9 protein-coding genes and 1 pseudogene are annotated in these 18,075 nt (G+C 57.2%); 3 read left to right on the top strand and 7 right to left on the bottom strand.

Going from position 1 to position 18,075, the window contains the following annotated elements:
- Positions 1-23: 23 nt before the first annotated feature.
- Together H7C19_RS25490 and H7C19_RS25485 are read left to right on the top strand one after the other, a co-directional pair.
- Positions 24-2,663 (top strand): glycoside hydrolase family 3 C-terminal domain-containing protein, encoded by a 2,640-nt coding sequence (locus H7C19_RS25490; RefSeq protein ID WP_185671901.1) that lies wholly within the window; start codon positions 24-26, stop codon positions 2,661-2,663.
- A gap of 69 nt (positions 2,664-2,732) precedes the next feature.
- Positions 2,733-5,462: an alpha-mannosidase gene (locus H7C19_RS25485; RefSeq protein ID WP_185671900.1), complete on the top strand. Its 2,730-nt coding sequence runs from the start codon at positions 2,733-2,735 to the stop codon at positions 5,460-5,462.
- Between the two features lie 605 nt (positions 5,463-6,067).
- Here the strand turns inward: H7C19_RS25485 and H7C19_RS25480 are convergent.
- The 7 genes and pseudogenes from H7C19_RS25480 to H7C19_RS25455 form a co-directional block, all read right to left on the bottom strand.
- Positions 6,068-7,129, bottom strand: a complete 1,062-nt coding sequence (locus H7C19_RS25480) for an SGNH/GDSL hydrolase family protein (protein WP_185671899.1) — start codon at positions 7,127-7,129, stop codon at positions 6,068-6,070.
- Between the two features lie 31 nt (positions 7,130-7,160).
- Entirely contained in the window at positions 7,161-9,050 is a 1,890-nt protein-coding gene (locus H7C19_RS25475) for a glycosyl hydrolase family 28 protein (RefSeq protein WP_185671898.1), read from the bottom strand.
- A gap of 125 nt (positions 9,051-9,175) precedes the next feature.
- The gene (locus H7C19_RS25470; protein WP_185671897.1) at positions 9,176-11,113 is read right to left on the bottom strand and encodes a glycoside hydrolase family 2 protein; all 1,938 of its coding nucleotides are present in this window, start codon (positions 11,111-11,113) and stop codon (positions 9,176-9,178) included.
- Positions 11,114-11,134: 21 nt separating this feature from the next.
- Positions 11,135-11,656 (bottom strand): annotated as a pseudogene (locus H7C19_RS35785) (glycosyl hydrolase 2 galactose-binding domain-containing protein); the annotation flags it as partial.
- A gap of 51 nt (positions 11,657-11,707) precedes the next feature.
- Positions 11,708-13,357, bottom strand: coding sequence for a response regulator (locus tag H7C19_RS25465; protein WP_185671896.1), 1,650 nt, complete (start codon positions 13,355-13,357; stop codon positions 11,708-11,710).
- Between the two features lie 21 nt (positions 13,358-13,378).
- On the bottom strand, positions 13,379-15,064 hold the full coding sequence (locus H7C19_RS25460) for a sensor histidine kinase (RefSeq protein ID WP_246469791.1): 1,686 nt from the start codon (positions 15,062-15,064) through the stop codon (positions 13,379-13,381).
- A 113-nt stretch (positions 15,065-15,177) separates the two neighbouring features.
- On the bottom strand, positions 15,178-16,869 hold the full coding sequence (locus tag H7C19_RS25455; protein WP_221469473.1) for a type 2 periplasmic-binding domain-containing protein: 1,692 nt from the start codon (positions 16,867-16,869) through the stop codon (positions 15,178-15,180).
- Between the two features lie 338 nt (positions 16,870-17,207).
- Between H7C19_RS25455 and H7C19_RS25450 the strand changes: the two genes are divergently transcribed.
- Positions 17,208-18,065, top strand: coding sequence for an ABC transporter permease (locus H7C19_RS25450; RefSeq protein WP_246469790.1), 858 nt, complete (start codon positions 17,208-17,210; stop codon positions 18,063-18,065).
- Positions 18,066-18,075 lie beyond the last annotated feature (10 nt).

Below are 18,075 nucleotides of genomic sequence, written 5' to 3'. Positions count from 1 at the left end.
CGCTTGCAGTGGAGGACACGAACATGAGCATCTCTCAAGAAAATAAAGCGTTGTACCGTAATCCGGAAGCGCCCATCGAAGCGCGGATCGGCGATTTGCTGTCGCGCATGACGATCCGGGAGAAGGTCCGCCAGCTCGACCAATATTTCGGCGCCACGTTCATGAGCGCCACGCATCCCCATATGGACACGGTCATGGCCCGGGATGCCGAGATTGTGTGGGACAAAGTGAAGGAGACGATCGGACAGGAAGGCATCGGCTGCATTCACGATCTGTACGGGACGTCGGAGGTCAATAACGCGCTGCAGCGATACGCCGTCGAGGAGACGCGGCTCGGCATCCCGATGCTCTTCAGCGAGGAAGCGCTCCACGGCCTGTGCCGGCCCGGCTGCACGGTCTTCCCGCACGCCATCACGACGGCTTCGTCTTGGAATCCGGCAATCGCGGAGGCGATCGGCCAAGCCATCGCCGCCGAGACGAGAAGCTTCGGCATTCACGAGACGTTCGGGCCGGTGCTCGACCTGGCCCGCGAGCCCCGATGGGGACGCGTCGAGGAGACCTACGGCGAAGACACGCATCTGGCGGGCCGCATGGCGGTCGCCATGGTGAAGGGGCTGCAAGGCGAATCGCTCGCGACGGATCATACGATCGTCGCCGAGCCCAAGCACTTCGCCGTGCACGGCGTGCCGGAGAGCGGCCTGAACCAGTCCGCGACCTCGCTCGGCCTGAACGAGATCGAGACGTATTACATGCCGGTGTTCGAGGACGCTTTCGTCGAGGGGGGCGCCGTCAACGCCATGTGCGCGTACAACTCGATCGACGGCGTACCCTGCGCGTCCGACGAGAGCCTGCTCACGGGCGTGCTGCGCGGCAAGTGGCACATGCCTGGCTTCGTCCGCTCCGACCTCGGCGCCATCTCCCGGCTCCAGCGCTCGCACTTCACGGCGGACTCGGAGAAGGAAGCGATCCGTCAGGCGCTCGTCGCCGGCTGCGACATGCAGTATTACGACTATCCGCACGAAGTGTATCAGAATGCCATCGTCGACATGGTCGGCGGCGGGGAGATCGCCGAGTCCACGGTGAACGAGGCTGTCGGGCGGGTACTGCGGGTCAAGTTCATGCTCGGCCTCTTCGAGCAGCCCTACATCGCGCCGGGCCTGTCCGCCGAAGTCGTGCGCAGCGCGCAGCACGGCGAGACGGCGCTGCAGGCGGCCCGGGAAGGCATCGTGCTGCTGAAGAACGAGGGCGCGGCGCTGCCGCTCCGCAAGGACCTGCCGCACGTCGCGGTCATCGGACCCAGCGCGGCCGTCGCCCGGCTCGGCGATTATACGCCGTACGTCGAGGGTTTTGAGCCGGTGACCCTGCTTCAAGGCATCCGCGGCTCCGTCTCCCCGGCGACCCGCGTATCGTTCGCCAAAGGCACAGGCATCCTCGAGGACGAGCTTGAAGCCATTCCGGCCGGCAGCCTTCTCGACGCGCACGGCAACGAAGGCTTGCTGGGCGAGTACTTCAACAACCCCGAACTAACGGGCGAACCCGTCGTGACCCGCAACGATTCGTCGATCGACTTCAACTGGGTCATCGCGAAGCCGGATCAGCGCCTGCATTCGTTCGGCTTCTCCGTGCGGTGGACGGGCAAGCTCGTGCCGAAACAGGATGTGTCCGGCCGTATCGGCACCGTCAGCGCGGACAGCATGCGCCTGTGGCTGGACGGCGAGCTGATCGTCGACGGCTGGGGCAAGGACAAGAGCGCCACCCGGAACGTCCCGGTCGCGCTGGAGGCCGGACGGAGCTACGAGATCCGCCTGGAATATCGCAAAGACACGAACGGCGTGTCCGTCATGCTGGGCTGGAGCCGCGAGACGGCCAGCATGCAAGAGGCGGTGGAGCTGGCCCGCAGCGCCGACGTCGCCATCGTCGCGCTCGGCGACGACAGGCGGACTTGCGGCGAAGGCGTCGACCGCGCCAGCTTGGATCTGCCGGGCAGGCAGCTGGAACTGCTGAAGGCCGTCTACGAGACGGGCACCCCCGTCATCCTCGTGCTTCAGAACGGACGACCGATCACGATGAGCTGGGAGGACGCCCACATCCCGGCGATCCTCGAAGCCTGGTATCCCGGGGAGCGGGGCGGCGACGCGATCGCCGAAGTGCTGTTCGGCGACTACAATCCGGCCGGCCGGCTCCCGATCTCGTTCCCGCGGACGCTGGGTCAGATTCCCGTCTATTACAATCGCAGGCGCGGCGGCTCCAAGGACTACGTCGAGGGCGACAACCGGCCGCTCTACGCGTTCGGGCACGGCCTCAGCTATACGACGTTCGGCTACGATCGCTTGACGGTCAGCGTCGTCCGTGGACTCCCGGACCCCGAGATCCAGGTCTCGGTCGAAGTCGCGAATACCGGTTCGCGCGCCGGCGACGAGGTCGTGCAGCTCTACGTGAGCGACGTGGTCAGCGCGATCGCTAGACCGGAGAAGGACCTGCGTCGATTCAAGCGGATCAGGCTGAATCCCGGAGAGCGGGCGACCGTCTCGTTCGCCCTGAACGGCAAGGATCTGAGGCTGCTCGGCCGAGACCTGAAGTGGATCGTCGAGCCCGGCGCGTTCCGGGTACTGATCGGCCCCAGCTCCGACCGGATCGCGGTGTCCGAGGAATTTGTCCTGTAACCGACGGGGGAAGCTTGCTCTTCCCCCTCTTGTTCCGTTCCCATCTCTCACCGAAAGAAGGCAAAGCCTATGAGCGAACCGAAACGTACCGTCCACGTCATCTCCCATACGCATTGGGACCGGGAGTGGTACATGCCTTACGAAGCCCATCACGTCAAGCTCGTCGAGACGCTGGATACGCTGTTGGAGACGTTCGAGCGCGATCCCGAATTCCGCAGCTTCTATCTGGACGGTCAATCGATCGTGCTCGAAGACTATCTGCAGATCTATCCGGAGAAAAGAGAGCGGATGCGCCAGCTCGTCCGGGAAGGCAAGCTGTCCGCCGGCCCCTGGTACGTGCTGCAGGACGAATTCCTGACCAGCAGCGAAGCCAACGTGCGCAACCTGCAGATCGGGCACCGCGACGCCCGCGAATTCGGCCCGGTGTCCAAGGTCGGTTATTTCCCCGATTCGTTCGGCAATATGGGCCAGGCGCCCCAACTGCTCCGTCAGGCGGGCATCGAGAATGCCGTGTTCGGCCGCGGCGTCAAGGCGACGGGCTTCAACAACCAGGTCGGCGAAGAGGCCAATCTGGAATCCCCCTTCTCGGAGTTGATCTGGGAGTCCCCGGACGGTTCCCGCGTGCTCGGCATCCTGTTCGCCAACTGGTACAACAACGGCATGGAGATTCCCGTCGAGCGGGAAGCTGCCCAAGCCTACTGGGATCATCGGCTCGCGAGCGCGGAGCGGTACGCGTCGACCCCGCATCTCCTGCTGATGAACGGGTGCGATCACCAGCCCGTGCAGACGGACCTGTCCGAGGCGCTGCGGGTCGCCCGGGAGCTGTATCCGGACTATGAATTTATCCATTCCAACTTCAAGGACTATATCGCGAGCGTCGAAGCCTCCCTGCCTTCGAACCTCAGCCGGACAAGGGGCGAGCTGCGCGGGCAGAAGACCGACGGATGGTTCACGCTCGCCAACACCGCTTCCGCCCGCGTCCCCGTCAAGCAGCGCAACCAAGAGAATCAGACGCTGCTGGAGAAGGTCGCCGAACCGCTCGCCACGCTCGCGCATGCCGAGGGCAAGCCCTATCCGCACGCGCTCTTCACTTATGCCTGGAAGACGCTGATGCAGAACCATCCGCACGACAGCATCTGCGGCTGCAGCGTGGACGAAGTGTACCGCGAGATGGAGACCCGGTTCGCGAAGAGCATCGAAGTCGCCAACAGCATCGTTGCCGACAGCGCCGCCTACCTGAGCGCAAAAGCGGACACCTCCGTCTTCGCGAACGCAGGCGAATCCGCGGCGCCGTTCGTCGTCTACAACACGAGCGGCTACGAAGGCAGCTCCGTCCTCGCCTTCGAGGTCGAGCTGGCAAAACGCTACTTCAACCAGAGCGAGAATCCCCGCCAGGTTATGGAGGAAGTCCGGGGACGCACGCACGGCCAGGGCTATCTCGTGAATCATCTAGGCGAGCGCATCGATTGCACGGCCGAGGACTTGGGCGTCCGGTTCGGCTACGACCTGCCGAACGACAAGTTCCGCCAGCCGTACATGGCGCGCGCGATCCGGCTGACGTTCGAGACGGGCGCGCTGCCGGCGATGGGCCACGCGGCGTATGCCTGGGTGTCCGATCGGTCGGCTGGCGGGAGCGCCGATGCGGAGGCCGCAGCCTCGCTCGTCGTCGACGGGACGACGCTGGAGAACGGCTATCTGCGCGTGACTGTCGAAGCCGACGGCGGCTTGACGCTGCTGGACAAGCGGACCGGGCAGCGGTATGCCGGTCTCGGTCACTATGAGGATGTCGGCGACGTCGGCAACGAGTACATCTTCCGGCAACCGGAAGGCGATTCGGCGATCACGACGCATGGCGGCATCGCCGAAATTCGCGTCTCCGAGGACCGGCCGTACCGGGCTACGCTGGAGATCGTGCAGCGGATATCGATCCCCGCATCGGCGGACGAACGGCTGGAGACGGAGATGAACGAGATGGTCTCGATCGTCGAGCGCAAGGCCGGCCGATCGTCCGAGCGCGTGCCGCTCGCGATCGTGACGACCGTGAGCCTCGAGCGCGAAGGCAAGGGCGTGCGCGTCCAAGCCTCATTTGGCAACCTGGCCAAGGACCATCGCGTGCGGGTCCTCTATCCGACCGATGTGGCGGCCGACGCTCACTATGCCGACTCGATCTTCGAAGTCGCCGAACGCGCTACGAAGCCGTCAGCCGAGTGGCGGAACCCGTGCAACGCCCAGCACATGCAAGCGTTCGTCGACCTTCACGGCGGCGGCCGCGGCCTGACCGTAGCCGGCAAAGGCCTGAACGAGTACGAGGCGCTGCAGGACGACCGCGGCACGCTCGCCGTCACGCTGCTCCGCTCCGTCGGCGAGCTGGGCGACTGGGGCGTCTTCCCGACGCCGGAAGCCCAATGCCTCGGCGCGATCTCCGCGGAGTGGACGGTCATCCCCCACGGCGGGGACGACCGGATCGCGGCCTACCGGGAAGCGCACCGGTTCCAGGTGCCCGTCACCGTCGGCCAGACGGGCGTGCACGCAGGCAGCCTGCCGCCTCGCTACGCGTTCCTGCGTTGGGACGGCGAGGGTCTCCTCTTCTCCAACTTGAAGACGAACGAGGAGCGCGGGGACCTGATGGCCCGGTGGTACAACGTCCTCGGCTCGGAGAGCGAGCTGCGCATCACGACGGCCGAGGACAGCGTGCCTTATGTGAGCTCTATAATGGAAACAAAATCCGACGAGAATGTGCGCGGGGCGCTTGCGGTTGGCAAGTATCGGATCGTTACGGCGGGTTGGCGTACATTATAATAGAAGAAAGAAGAAGGACCAATGCGGCTGCGAGTCGCTTTGGTCCTTCTTTTGCGCGGGTGAGATTTTTCCGCGTTAGCGGCTGGTTTCTTTTAATGAAAAGAAAATCAAAAAATCCCTTGCCTAAGCAAGCGATCTCATCATCGTCATATGGTTCGGTCGAGAGGACTCGAACCTCCACGGTATTGCTACCGCCAGCCCCTCCATGTCGGGACACATTCTCCTGACATATCCGCGAATGCTCGGATGCCTACTGCTGTAAGGGTTTTGGGCAATCGACCATTCCTGCTGGTTCCCGATATTTTCGGCTGTCTATGTTCAGGAGGTTGCATACAGAGCCATTTTAGCAAATTGATTGGCCGTTGCTGTTTACGGATAGCTGAACAACAGACTTAAGGGGCAAGCATAGGGCATTTTTAAAAGGGCGCCTACGCAGGCGCCCTTCAGGACCTTACAAAATGAAAACCAGCGGTTGCATTGATCGGTAAATCGATGGCCGTGTCGGATCTAGCTCTTATCCATTTGCACCTAATGCGCGGACCTGATGCGGATAAAGATGACCTCGCGCCTGCCCGTATCCTCCCGCTCTTCCTCTTTCTTCTTCGTCAGGGTACGATCCCGATAAGCGCCAGGCGAAAATTCGACCCCGTGCATTCGGCTCGATCGCCATGAACGACTTCAAGCTCGAAACGATGCTCGCCCGTCTCCAGATCGTCCGCTGCCGAATAGATCCGATACCAGCCGTCGTTGCCGCACCAGGCGGGGCGATCCCGCTGAGAAACGGTCCATTCCCCGTCATCGATCCGGTAGCGGAATTCCGCCGATGTGCGTCCGAAGTCGAAACCGAGCGACAAGCCGCGGCCTTGGAAATCAAAACTCAGCTTCGCCCCGACGGCCGCGCTTTCCAACATGCGGTCGATCCAGCTCAAATGGGCACCGCGGCGAATCGTCCACGGCCCTTCGAGCCGCACCGCCGCAAATGGGAGGTCGTAGGCGCCCGCCCAGTGGGCCGCATTCAATGGCTCCGGTAGCTCGATCGGCGAAAGTTCGCTCGGCGCCGTGCTCGCCCGAAGCTCGCGCTCGAGGAAGGCGATAACGCTTTGCGCGTAGCTCAGACTGCCGCGTTCGGTCGGATGAAGGCCGTCGGGCAGCCATTCTTCCCAGCGCATCCGGCCTTTCTTCACTTCTTCCAGCGCGTACAGACTCATCCATACCGAGCCAAGCCCGTAATGATCCGCCAACTGTTCGAACTCCCTGATCGTCGCCGGCGCCTCGCCCCCCATTATTTCTTTGTAGAACGCTTGGCTGAACGTATAGACGAGCACGACATCGCGCCGATCGCCATCCAGCAGCTTACGCAGCAGCCCTTCCCGCGTGCGCATCCGCTTCTCCGCAGGCTCTTCTCCGTCATTGACCGCGTAATCGACAAAGACGAGATCGCAGCCGCGATCGATTAAATCCCGCTTGGCGCGGAATACGGCCAGCTCGCTTCCAGTTGCGCCGATGGCGGCATTTTCCACGAACACGCGCAGTCCCGGATACCGCTCGACAAACCAGGCGATGACCGCCTCCGGCCAATTGTGGCGAGGCCGCGGATCGGTAATCGAGCCGCCGATAAAACCAAGCGTAATCGCGCCCGCAGCCACAGCTCTGCTCGTATGCTTCATTGGCTTTCTATGCCGCCATACCATACATGCATTAGATTCCATAGGACACCCCCAGCCAGATGAAATGTTTGCCCGCTTCGCTCCGTTCCAGGCGAATCGCCCGTATTCGCCGCTCCGGCTCCGGATTGCGCCAGGCCTGGACATACAAGCGAATGCCATCGCGGACGGCCTGCCACCCCGCCATCGACCACAGCTTCCAGTCGTCCGTATCAAGCCGGGAGACGACTGGAACAATCGCGTCTTCGCCGGATTCGTACTCCACGATGTATGCCGCAAGAACGACTCCGATACGCGCATCCAGCCCCGCGACGGTATGCAGGAAGAAGATCGTCTCCGCATGCACACCCGCACCGATATCGAACCTGTCATGCAGGATGCCCGCCTCAAAGGGAATGCCGGCAACCGGTTCGGACGGCAGGATAGAGGGACAATCAAACCGGATGCCGCCAACCTCAAGCTCACGCTGCGCGAGTCTGGGCTGCAACGCCCGAATTTCAGCGGGATACAGCCTGTCCGCATGCCGAATATGACCCTCATGATCGATTACGACATCTCTGACGAACGGATTCGCGTAAAGCTGAGGCTTGCGCTCCGGATCGCCGCAATGCTTCAAATTCCGAAAAACGACTCCCTCGACCTGATGTTCCTCGTTGTAACCGTAAAGGTGGATATCGAACGGCGCCTCTTCGCCGCAGACGATATTGTCGAATACGATATCCGCGCAATGACCGCGTTCCGGCGACTTGGCGAAAATGCCGCCGTTCACCCGAACCCCGATCAAGCGGCGCGCCCTCTCGACGCGTATGTCGCGATACGTAATTCGCCGAACAGCCGCTTGATCGCAGTTGGCGATGTCGATCGCATGATATCCCGTAATCTCCAGATCCTGATGAAGGATATCCAGATTTTCAAAAATGACGTCCTGAATCGCGGCCGCCGTCGTTTCGTGTCCGATTTCGATCGCGCTCGCTCGATCCGCCCAGAAGACGGAATCTCTTACCGCAATCCGTTCGACGACCGTATTCGCCCGGCCCGCATTCGCCTTGACCGCGACACAGTCGTCGCCCGTGCGGATGAATACGTCCCGGATGGTCACGTCGCGCGAATCGACCGGATTGATGCCGTCGCTGTTTGGCACGTACCCGATCAGCTTGATATCCTCGATATGCACCTGTTCGCAACCCGACAGATACACGGTCCAGGACGGTGAATCGATCAGTTTGATCCCTTTGATGGTTACGTTCACGCAATTGCGAAGCTCGACAAACGCGGACCGTTCAGTACCCCGCTCCTCACCGAATTGCGATTGCAGATAGTCGGGCCAGCGGCCCTTCAGACAAGTGCCTTCGAGAATGCCGGCTCCCCGAATCACAATGTCGTTCGCGCCTTCCGCGAAAATCCTTCCTCTTAATACGGCTCCCTCAGCAAGATAGAGCGTCTGACGGCTCTTCAGTTCCAAAATGCCGTACTCGCCGCCGATCGTATGCACCCCGGGTCCGAAATAGATAAGGCTGTCCACCCCGGATGCGGCGGCTTCCGATATCGGCTCCCGCTCCGGCTGTTCCGCGAATATCATCAGATTTCGATGGATAAGCCGACCGATCTCGACGGACAGCTTTACGGGCGAATCGAGCACGAACCGGATCGTGCGCTCCCGGATATCCCACCGAATAGCACGGCTTAGAGGCCGTATGTTCACGTCGCCCGGGGCGCCGAACAACACTTCGACTTCCACGACGGCCTGAGCTTCGGTCATGGGAAAATAGCAGAAGGAAGCCATCTCCGGCTCGCAGCGTTCTTTCTCCAAGCGGTCGTCCTCGAAATGGACGGGCGTCCGATACACATGCACCGGATGGCCGTTAACCCGGACCCGGTAATCGGTACTTGCCGAACCGGTGTCCTTAATCGTATTGTTACTCATCGTTCGCCTGCCCTTTCCGCTTCAGTGTATAAGCCCTGTGACTTTCAAGCCCGAAATGCTTCTTGAACACTTTGATGAAATAGGGCGGGTTATCATATACGCTTCACGGCTCCTCCACGAAGATTCTATTTGCCGTTCCAGCAGGTGACGACCGGGATCTGCCGCCACGGAACGCCCGGCTTTGTTTTGTAGGAGATTTTCCGGATCTCGCCGGGCATCATGTCGAAATAATTATCTTCGACCAGCAGCTCATCTTCTATGGTAACAACGCGGGCGAACACGTCGGTCCGGATTTCAATTGCTCCGGAATAATCGTCGTTTGGAAGAAAGCTCACGTGGAGCGCAGCTTTCGGGTATTGAAGCTCACAGGGCATTACGTCAAAGTAAAAAGCCCGATCGGCTTCCAATCCCTCATGCAATCCATTCCGTTCTGCCGGGTACCAGCTCGCTTGAACGACAACGTCGGCTGCTCCCGTTACTAAACCGACCTTCTTCTTATTTAACGTTCCGGCCCTGGTGGCGGAATTCTCGGGTACGTTCACTTCGAAGCGGCTTACGAATAACTCTTGACCATCCGTTTTGGCCGATCGCACAACAATTTCTCCGCTATACCTCTCAAGCGTGTCATTGACCATCCAAATGTCGATCTCCTGCTCCCGGTCCTCCAGGGAAATCATTAGAGGCCGGAACGCTTTCTTCGCGCCAAAGTAACCCGCTTTGGGCAGCCCGAAATAGTCGACCATAGACCAACCGCTAGCTGGCCAGCAATCGTTGTACATCCAAAACAACAATCCGCTCGTCTCATATTTGCGGCGCCGATAATGCTCCCCCTGCAGTCTCTCAAACTCGTACTGAACGTACTCCATTTTCTTTAATTTCGCTATCGGATCGGGACTATCTCCGAACAACCGGTTCGCGGTTTTTTCCAGCATTCGAAAATGCGTCAGCTCGTCTACCCCGTTGTAAGGATTGTCCTTTGTTCGGAATTCCCATATGCCGGCGGACTCATCGGCCACGTCATCGATCGTCATCATTTTCAAAACCGACGAAAGCGGCGGCGAACCCGGAACGGCGCTCTCGCTCAAGAACCTGCCACGTCCTTGAGAGATACGCTCCCTGTAATCCGTCATATCGCTCATGATAAAATCAACATCATACCATGCCGAGTAATGGCAATCCCCTTCGTCTTGGCTGTTAAACGGTCTGCCGCCGTACGGAGAAGTCGGGAGAAACGGCCGGGAAGGATCCAACTTGGCGCATAAAGGTTCCGTCACCTCGGCGCAAATCGTTTTGCCCCAATAGTCGTCCTCCGCATTGTTGTTCATCGCCAGTTCGTTATCGCCGCACCAGAAAACTAGGCTAGGATGATTGCGCAGCTCCTTGACCGCGGATTCTATCTCGACCCTCATCTCTTCCGCAAACCAGTCTTCTTGTTCGGGGTACTGCGCGCACGCCATCATGAAATCAAGCGAAACCATGATTCCCAAACGGTTGCAAGCCGCCCAGAAATCAGGAAGTTCATAGGTCCCTCCGCCCCATACGCGAAGCATATTCATATGACCGTCGACAACCGTCCGCAACAGCTGTTCGTAACGGTCTTTCGTAACGGAAGAAGGGAAAGGATCGGCGGGCACCCAATTGCCGCCTTTGGCGAATATCCGCTTCCCGTTGATCACGATCGTAAACGAACGGCCTTGGGCATCGGGCAGCTGCTCGATCTCCGCCGTCCGGATTCCGATTTCCTCGTTTCTCTGGTCGCACGCCTCACCATTGGAGTTAAGCAGTGTGCACCGGAACGTATACAAGTGGGCTTCCCCGTATCCCGCGGGCCACCATAGGCGCGGCTCGTTCAGAACAAGGTCCCCGCCGGCGCGTTCCCCTTCTATCGGGACGATGTCCTCCCCTACCAGCCCCCCCGCAGCGTCGTACATTTGGACTTGCATACGGCTCCCTTCCAAGGCGCCTTTCGTTTCGGTCTCCCACCGCAAGTCGGCCCTTCCGGCGTCGAATGAAACCGTTCGGACGAATACATTGGAGATCGCCCCTTCGGGTTGTGCCGACACGAAGACCGGCCTCCATATCCCGTAGCTGACCAACCGATGAACCCAATCCCATCCGAACGTGCATTGCATCCTCCTGACGTACACCCGGTCTTGCGAGAACAAGGAGACGTAACGTCCGGTATCTTTATCGCGAAGGTAGGCCGGAATGGATGTGAAATGAACCCGCAGCCGGTTCGTTCCCGGCAACAAGGCGTCCGCGGCCGGAAACTCATGTCTGATAAACATATTTCGGGCCGTTCCGATCGGTTTGCCGTTCAGTTCAACGGAAGCGATCGTATCGAGTCCTTCAAAAACGACGACCGCATGAACGCGGTCCGCGTCCGAAGGCCATTCGAATTCGGTTTCATAGATCCAATCGCAGCTCTCCACCCATTGGGAGTCGAGCGCCTGCTCCCGCCACATCGGGTCGGGAATGAGACCTTCGCGCAATAGATCCGTATGCACATGGCCGGGAACCGTCCCCGTGATCGGACCGATCACGCGGTCGTTCTCCCCGTAACCCGTAACGGTCCAATGATGATTCAGTTCAATTCGAGTGTTCATTTCGTTCTTCCTCCACCGTTCCCGCTGCCGGGCAGCTTGTAGTGTTCGACGTTAACGCGCCATATGTTCGCGAAACTCCTTAGGCGTGAGCCCGGAATGCTTCTTGAATACCTTGATGAAATAGGGGGGATTCGCATACCCCAACCGTTCGGCGATTTCATGGATCTTTTGGCTTCCGTCCAAAAGCATCTTCTCCGCCTTTTCCATCTTCAATCGTAAAATATAACCGCTGAGACCTTCTCCGGTCTCGGATTTGTAGACGCGAGACAGATAGACCGGATGAACGCGCACGTGGTCGGCAACTGTCTGCAGCGAAGTATCTCCCGACAAATGATCCTCGACGTACTGCTGGGCCCGTCGGACGAGATAGGCCGCCGTTTCGTTCTGCTCGCTTTGCATGTCGGCATGCATCTTGCGCAGCACCCGCCACACCCATTGCTGCAATTGATCGACGCTGCGAAATGGATTCGGCTGGAAAAGAAAGACCCAATCTTCGCCGATGACGGATTCCAGAAGCTTGCCGTTTTTATGCGAAATATAGATCAGCGCGCCGCCGATCGTCAGGCACACTTCCATGAGGTGCTCCTGATGGGTTTGCCGATCCGGCTTGACCATCTCCTCGAACACGGCCCGAAGCTTATCTTCGATCGCCTCCCATCGTCCCGCTTCCAGAAGCTGGACCAACGTCGGCGAATCGTGCAGGCTGTCGGCTGAGCCGACTTGCGGTTTGTCGTCGAAGGAATCCGCGGAGATTAGAAACTCATCCTGTTTTCCGAAACGTTGGCGGACGATGCGGAGCGAAGACTGATATAGCTGCGGTACGTCGCCCGGAAACGTTCCCTTGGCGCTGAGAAGAATGGAAACCTTGCCGTGCAGATAGGTCTGAATGCTGTTCTGAAGCTCGCTCGCTTCGCGCTCCAACCGGTGCGGCCTGTCGGCAACGCCGGTTTCCTCCTCGGTTAACTCTTCTTGAGGGGACCGCTTTCTCTTCATCAGAAAGATAAGATAATCATGGGGATCCTTGCATGTCCACAACAAGTACTCGTCCCGGAAGATCTCTTCTGCCATGTTCCCGATCGCGTATTCCCTCAGATGAACGTCCCGATCGTTGTAAGCGTAAAACGAGTCGTCCATACGGACGAGCATCAGCGTCACCTCGTCGCCCGCGGCGAAAGGAATTTCAAAGGCGCCGAGCTGTTGGGACAAAACCTGCTCCGCGAAGGAACGGCCTTGCAGCAATTCGTTCAGCAACCCGTCTCTCAGCTTGGGGAAATTTTCTCTCAACGTATAGAGGGTTCGTTGATGGGAACTGACGTCCTCCCATTCCTTGCGAATTGATTCCGTTAATCTCCTCAAACAGGCGACGATCTCCGCGTCGTCCGCCGGCTTAAGGATATAGTCGTCGGTATGGAATTGGATCGCTTGTTGGGCATACTCGAAATCGGCGTAACCGCTGAACAGGACGCATTTGATCCTTTTCCATTTTTGCCGAATGCGCTGAAGCAGCTCAAGCCCCGACATTCCCGGCATGCGGATATCCGTAATCACGATATCGATAGGACACGCATGAAGAAGATCCAGCGCTTCCGTTCCGGAATAAGCCTGATGCACTTGATCGAATTCAAGCTCGTCCCAGGGAATCGACTTGGCCAAGCTCTCCACCTGATGTTCGTGGTCGTCCACGATCAAAATCCGAAACATGTAGCATGCCCCCCTTCCCGCTTATTTCCAATGAAGAATCACTTTTAGTCCCGAGGGTTGAGAAGCTTCGAACACGAGTCCGGATTCCGGATCGAACTGATATTTCAGCCGTTGATGAACGTTCCACAGACCGCACCCGATCTCGTCCGTAAGAGGAAGATTGATCTTTTTCGAGAGAGCAAGCCTCTCTTCGTCGCTCATTCCCGGACCGTCGTCTTCTACCGTAATGCGATTTTCGCCCTCGACCTGCTCCCCGCGAATGACGATGCGTCCGGCATCTGGATCGGATTCGATGCCATGGATGATCGCGTTCTCTACGACCGGCTGGATCAGCAATCGCGGGATCGGAAGATCGAGCATGGATGGGGGAATTTCGATGTGAATGGACAATCGCTTCATTTGAAGGTTCTGGATGGCCAAGTAATGCCGGACAAGCTCCATCTCTTCCCGCACGGTGACGAGCTGCCGTTCGTTTCTCGTCGTGTAGCGATAATATTTGCTCAAGTTAACGGCCATCGCGACGATAGACTCTTTCTCTTCCAGGACGGCCATGCTTTTCATGAAGGCCAGGCAGTTGTATAGGAAGTGGGGGTTGATTTGGGATTGCAGCTGTTTTAAGGTCGCTTCGCGGGAACGGATTTCTTCCGCATACACCTTGCCGATCAGATTCTCGATTTCGCCCGCCATTTCGTTAAACTTCAGGATCAGGAAAGTAAACTCATTGTCACCCTTTACCCGGATTCGCGTCGAATAGTTGCCTTTTTTGAGCTGCTGCACGCTGCGAATCAAATCTTTGATCGGGATCCGGATGTTTTGATATAAGATATAGGAAATCATCAGGCTGACAAACAGCATCACGCCCAAAAATAAATAGAAAAACTTGCGGTTGGTCGTGATCGGAGACAGGATATCCTGCAGCGGCACATAGTCGACCAAATACCAGCCCAACTCATTGGATTTCAGGTAGTTGATCAAATAGGAGGAGCCCTCTATATCGACCGTCGCGTTTCCTTGCTCCGCTAGCTTCCCTTTCCCGAATTGATCCGCGATTTGGTCGATGAAGTCGAGGTTGTCTCCGGATTTGACGATCATCCTGTCTCCCGGGCGAAACAGGAACGTTTCCCCGGTTCCTTCGGAATGATAATTGTCCAGCATTTTCACGATATTGTCCGACTTGAAGCTCACTTTCGCGATTAATCCGGCATTCGCGGCGAGATTATTTTCGTTGATGGGATCGAACGCATATAAGATGAATTGGCCGGTTTCCCGGTCGTACCGCCAATTCGGATCGGCATGTCCGTAAAGATCTTGAGCGTCGTAAGAAACGAGCGAATATTGTCCGATCGCCTTTTGAATCCGGGGGGCGTAGACGACAATGGAATTGGAGAACGTATTGGCGACGCTCTGAAGGTTTAATTTCTGGCTGATGATTTGCACGATTTTCAAAAAGTTGATTTCGTCCCCGTACAAATCCAGGTCGCGAAACTCCTTCACGTTCGGATCTTTGAGGAGCACGTGGGCCATCATGGACAATTGGTTGACGTTGTCGTCAAGTTGCTTGAATAGAAACGACAACCGGCTCATCTGAGAGTCCTGGATATTCTGCTGAAGGACACGGATGCTGGTTCGGTAAGAATACGCATACATAATGAAAACGGGAATGAGCAGCATGAGAACCAATATGTTCACTTTGGTGAAGTTGTTCATCTTGATCACGATGGATCGCCTCGTCTGTTGTTTTACGTTCCATTATGACGAGCCCTTTCGAGACTCACAAGAGAGGCGGATGGAAAGTCCGCCTCTTCCGTACAGTAAGCCGGTTATTTCTTCAATACGTTCTTCGTGTACCAATCGTTGACTTCCTGGGTGATTTTATCGCCGCCGCTGGATTTCCACTTCTCGACGAAGGCATCGAAGCCGTCAATCGGCGTAGTGCCGTAGATGATTTTGATCATCGTCTCGTATTCCATTTTGTAGAGGTAGTCGCCTTGCGTTTTTTGGGTTTCCGTCGTAGGCCCGGCAAAAGCGCTGATGACGTCGGCGTCTTTCTGCGCCCTCCACGTGCTCATCGATTCGATTTGTCCGTTAATGCACAACGGATTTTTTTGGCACGTATCGAACCCTTCCTGTTCGCTTGGAGAGCGGCCCGGCTTGCCTTCTTTCATGTAATCCAGATAACCGTCGATTTGGTACCACGGATCGACGAAGTAATTCGGAAGGAAACCGTATTTCGATACTTGGAAATAGCTTCCTTGCGCCTGGTAACCGTTGTTCATGAGGAAATCCCTAGTAAGTCCCCAGACCTGGCCGTCTCTGGCCATATCGTACATGGCTTGGGCATATTTGAATACGGCATCGGGATGCGCGTAGTCCTTGTTGATAAGAAGCGCTCCGCCGAAGATGGACATGGCTCTGCGTTCGGCTTTGCCGTCCGGACCGGCTGGAATCGGATAAACCTTGTACTTGGCTCCCGGAACGTTCTTCTCCAGATCTGGAAGCGGAAAGTACGGGAACCAGTTTGGACCGAATACGATACCGGCTTTCCCCGAAGTGAACAATTGCGTCGCCGTCCCTCCGTCCTGCTGGGCGGCATCTTTGGAGATATACCCTTTGGATAGCCAATCGTGGAATTTGCCGAGCGCCGTTTTCATTCCCGGCTGAACCGAATCGTAGGAAAGCGATTGGCCGTCTTCCGATTTTCTCCATATTCCGGGGATCGCTCCATAAGCCCCGAACAAGGCGGTCGCGTCGGCGAAGATATCTCCGCCCGGATTTTTCAGCTGCACGGCCGCTCCGTACGTGTCTTTCTTGTTGTTGCCGTCCGGATCCTTATTAACGAAGGCGTCCATCACCTGTTCGAGTTCGTCCATGTTGGTCGGCGCTTTCAAACTCAGCTTATCCAGCCAGTCCTGACGTATGTACATCAGGGGAGGACTGTTCGGTCCGAAGATCGGAATAGGCAGAGCCATCGCTTTTCCGTCGCGGGTAACGGGCAGGAACAGATCCGGGTTTTCATTGTAAACCCGTTTGATGTCTTCGCTTGCGTATTTGTCGATGGAATCGTTAAGAGCCATAAACTTGCCGGAGTCTATCAATTGATTCATGAGCTCGGAGTCTCCGCCCGTAAAAACCACGTCGGGGAGCTTTTCTCCGGAAGCCAGAGAAAGCAGCAGTTTCGTTTTGAACCCGTCGTTTTTGCCGGGGGCGGTCCACAGCACATGGATGTCCAGGCCAAGGTTGGCTTTGGTCTGGTCGAACAATATATTTTTCTCGGCCGTTTCTCCGTTGAAATACTGGATATCGTCCCCGACATCGACCGCAATGTTGATCGGGATCGGCGGATCGTATTTGCCGTTCTTGAATGGAGCCGTTTCCCCGTTCGCTTCCGCGGAACCGCTATCATTTGACGATACGCTCGAAGCGCTTGCCGCGGGGTTCGTCTCCCGAACGGCTTCGTTGCCGGATTTGCCGGAACAGGCAGCTAAAGACGAGAGTGCGAGAACCGTGACCATCCCTGTTAAAAACCGCTTTTTTATACCTTTCATTTCTGCTGACCTCCACCTCATGATTTGGAATTGCTCCCCAAGCATAACGAATATAAAACAGGCCGGATAGAAAACAAATTTAACAATAATGACAATTCTTTAACCATCCCCCAATCGAAGTTAAGAGAATGCTTTTTTTGTTGAGACTTTCGCATATCTGAACCCAATAGCGCTCTCTTACAATGAATGTACCGAAACTTAAACGCAGATTATGGGAGGAAATCGCATTGAACTTGGAAACAAAGACACACCCAGCCTCGGGAAGAAAGCCTTTGTCATTCGGACAGACGTGGCAACTCCACGCCATGCTCGTTCCCGGGATCGTTCTGGCTCTCGTTTTTCTCTATTTTCCTATGGGAGGACTGGTTATTGCCTTTCAGGATTTTAAGCCCTGGCTGGGCTTTATTCACTCTCCATGGGTAGGGCTGAACAATTTCCGCCTGATGTTCGCCCGGGAAGACAGCCTTGAGGTCATTCGCAACACCTTCGTTATCGCCGGATTGAAAATCGTGTTCGGCTTGCTCGTTCCGTTCGTCTTCTCCTTGCTGCTTAACGAATTGCGCCATATGTTCGTCAAACGGCTCGTGCAGACGCTCGTTTACTTGCCGCACTTCATGTCCTGGGTCATTCTAGGCGGCATTCTGATCAACCTGCTAGGAAACAACGGACCCGTCAATCAATTGCTTGGCTCCTGGTTCGGCATCGAATCGATTCCGTTCCTTATGCAGGGGGATTGGTTCCGGTTCACGGTTGTCGTCAGCGATATTTGGAAGGAATTCGGCTTCGGCACCATCCTGTTCCTTGCGGCGTTAACCGCCGTCAATCCGGCTCTTTACGAAGCCGCGGAGATGGACGGAGCGGGTCGCTGGAAACAAACGCTGAACGTGACGATTCCCGCGATCACCCCGATCGTCATCGTTCTCGGTACCTTGTCTCTTGGAAACATACTGAATGCGGGCTTCGATCAAATCTTTAATCTGTATAATGCGCTTGTCTATGACAAAGGAGATATTATCGATACTTTCGCCTATCGGGCCGGTCTGCTCAAAACACAGTTCAGCTTCGCCACGGCGGTCGGCATGTTTAAATCGGTGGTCAGTTTCTTCCTCATCGTGACCGCCTACCGAATGGCTTTCAAATTCGCCAACTATCGCATCTTTTGAGCAAAGGAGC

It is taken from the genome of Cohnella nanjingensis, from assembly GCF_014212125.1.
In the GTDB taxonomy this organism is placed as follows: domain Bacteria; phylum Bacillota; class Bacilli; order Paenibacillales; family Paenibacillaceae; genus Cohnella; species Cohnella nanjingensis.
The sequence above is the reverse complement of the archived record's forward strand: the minus strand, read 5'-3'. Positions and strand labels throughout refer to the sequence as shown.

What these genes read in the sequence shown, in the direction of transcription:
- H7C19_RS25490 (WP_185671901.1), top strand. Translation starts at nt 24, where the DNA reads ATGAGCATCTCTCAAGAAAATAAAGCGTTGTACCGTAATCCGGAAGCG.
- H7C19_RS25485 (WP_185671900.1), top strand. Translation starts at nt 2,733, where the DNA reads ATGAGCGAACCGAAACGTACCGTCCACGTCATCTCCCATACGCATTGG.
- H7C19_RS25480 (WP_185671899.1), bottom strand. Translation starts at nt 7,129, where the DNA reads ATGAAGCATACGAGCAGAGCTGTGGCTGCGGGCGCGATTACGCTTGGT.
- H7C19_RS25475 (WP_185671898.1), bottom strand. Translation starts at nt 9,050, where the DNA reads ATGAGTAACAATACGATTAAGGACACCGGTTCGGCAAGTACCGATTAC.
- H7C19_RS25465 (WP_185671896.1), bottom strand. Translation starts at nt 13,357, where the DNA reads ATGTTTCGGATTTTGATCGTGGACGACCACGAACATCAGGTGGAGAGC.
- H7C19_RS25460 (WP_246469791.1), bottom strand. Translation starts at nt 15,064, where the DNA reads ATGAACAACTTCACCAAAGTGAACATATTGGTTCTCATGCTGCTCATT.
- H7C19_RS25455 (WP_221469473.1), bottom strand. Translation starts at nt 16,869, where the DNA reads ATGGTCACGGTTCTCGCACTCTCGTCTTTAGCTGCCTGTTCCGGCAAA.
- H7C19_RS25450 (WP_246469790.1), top strand. Translation starts at nt 17,208, where the DNA reads ATGCTCGTTCCCGGGATCGTTCTGGCTCTCGTTTTTCTCTATTTTCCT.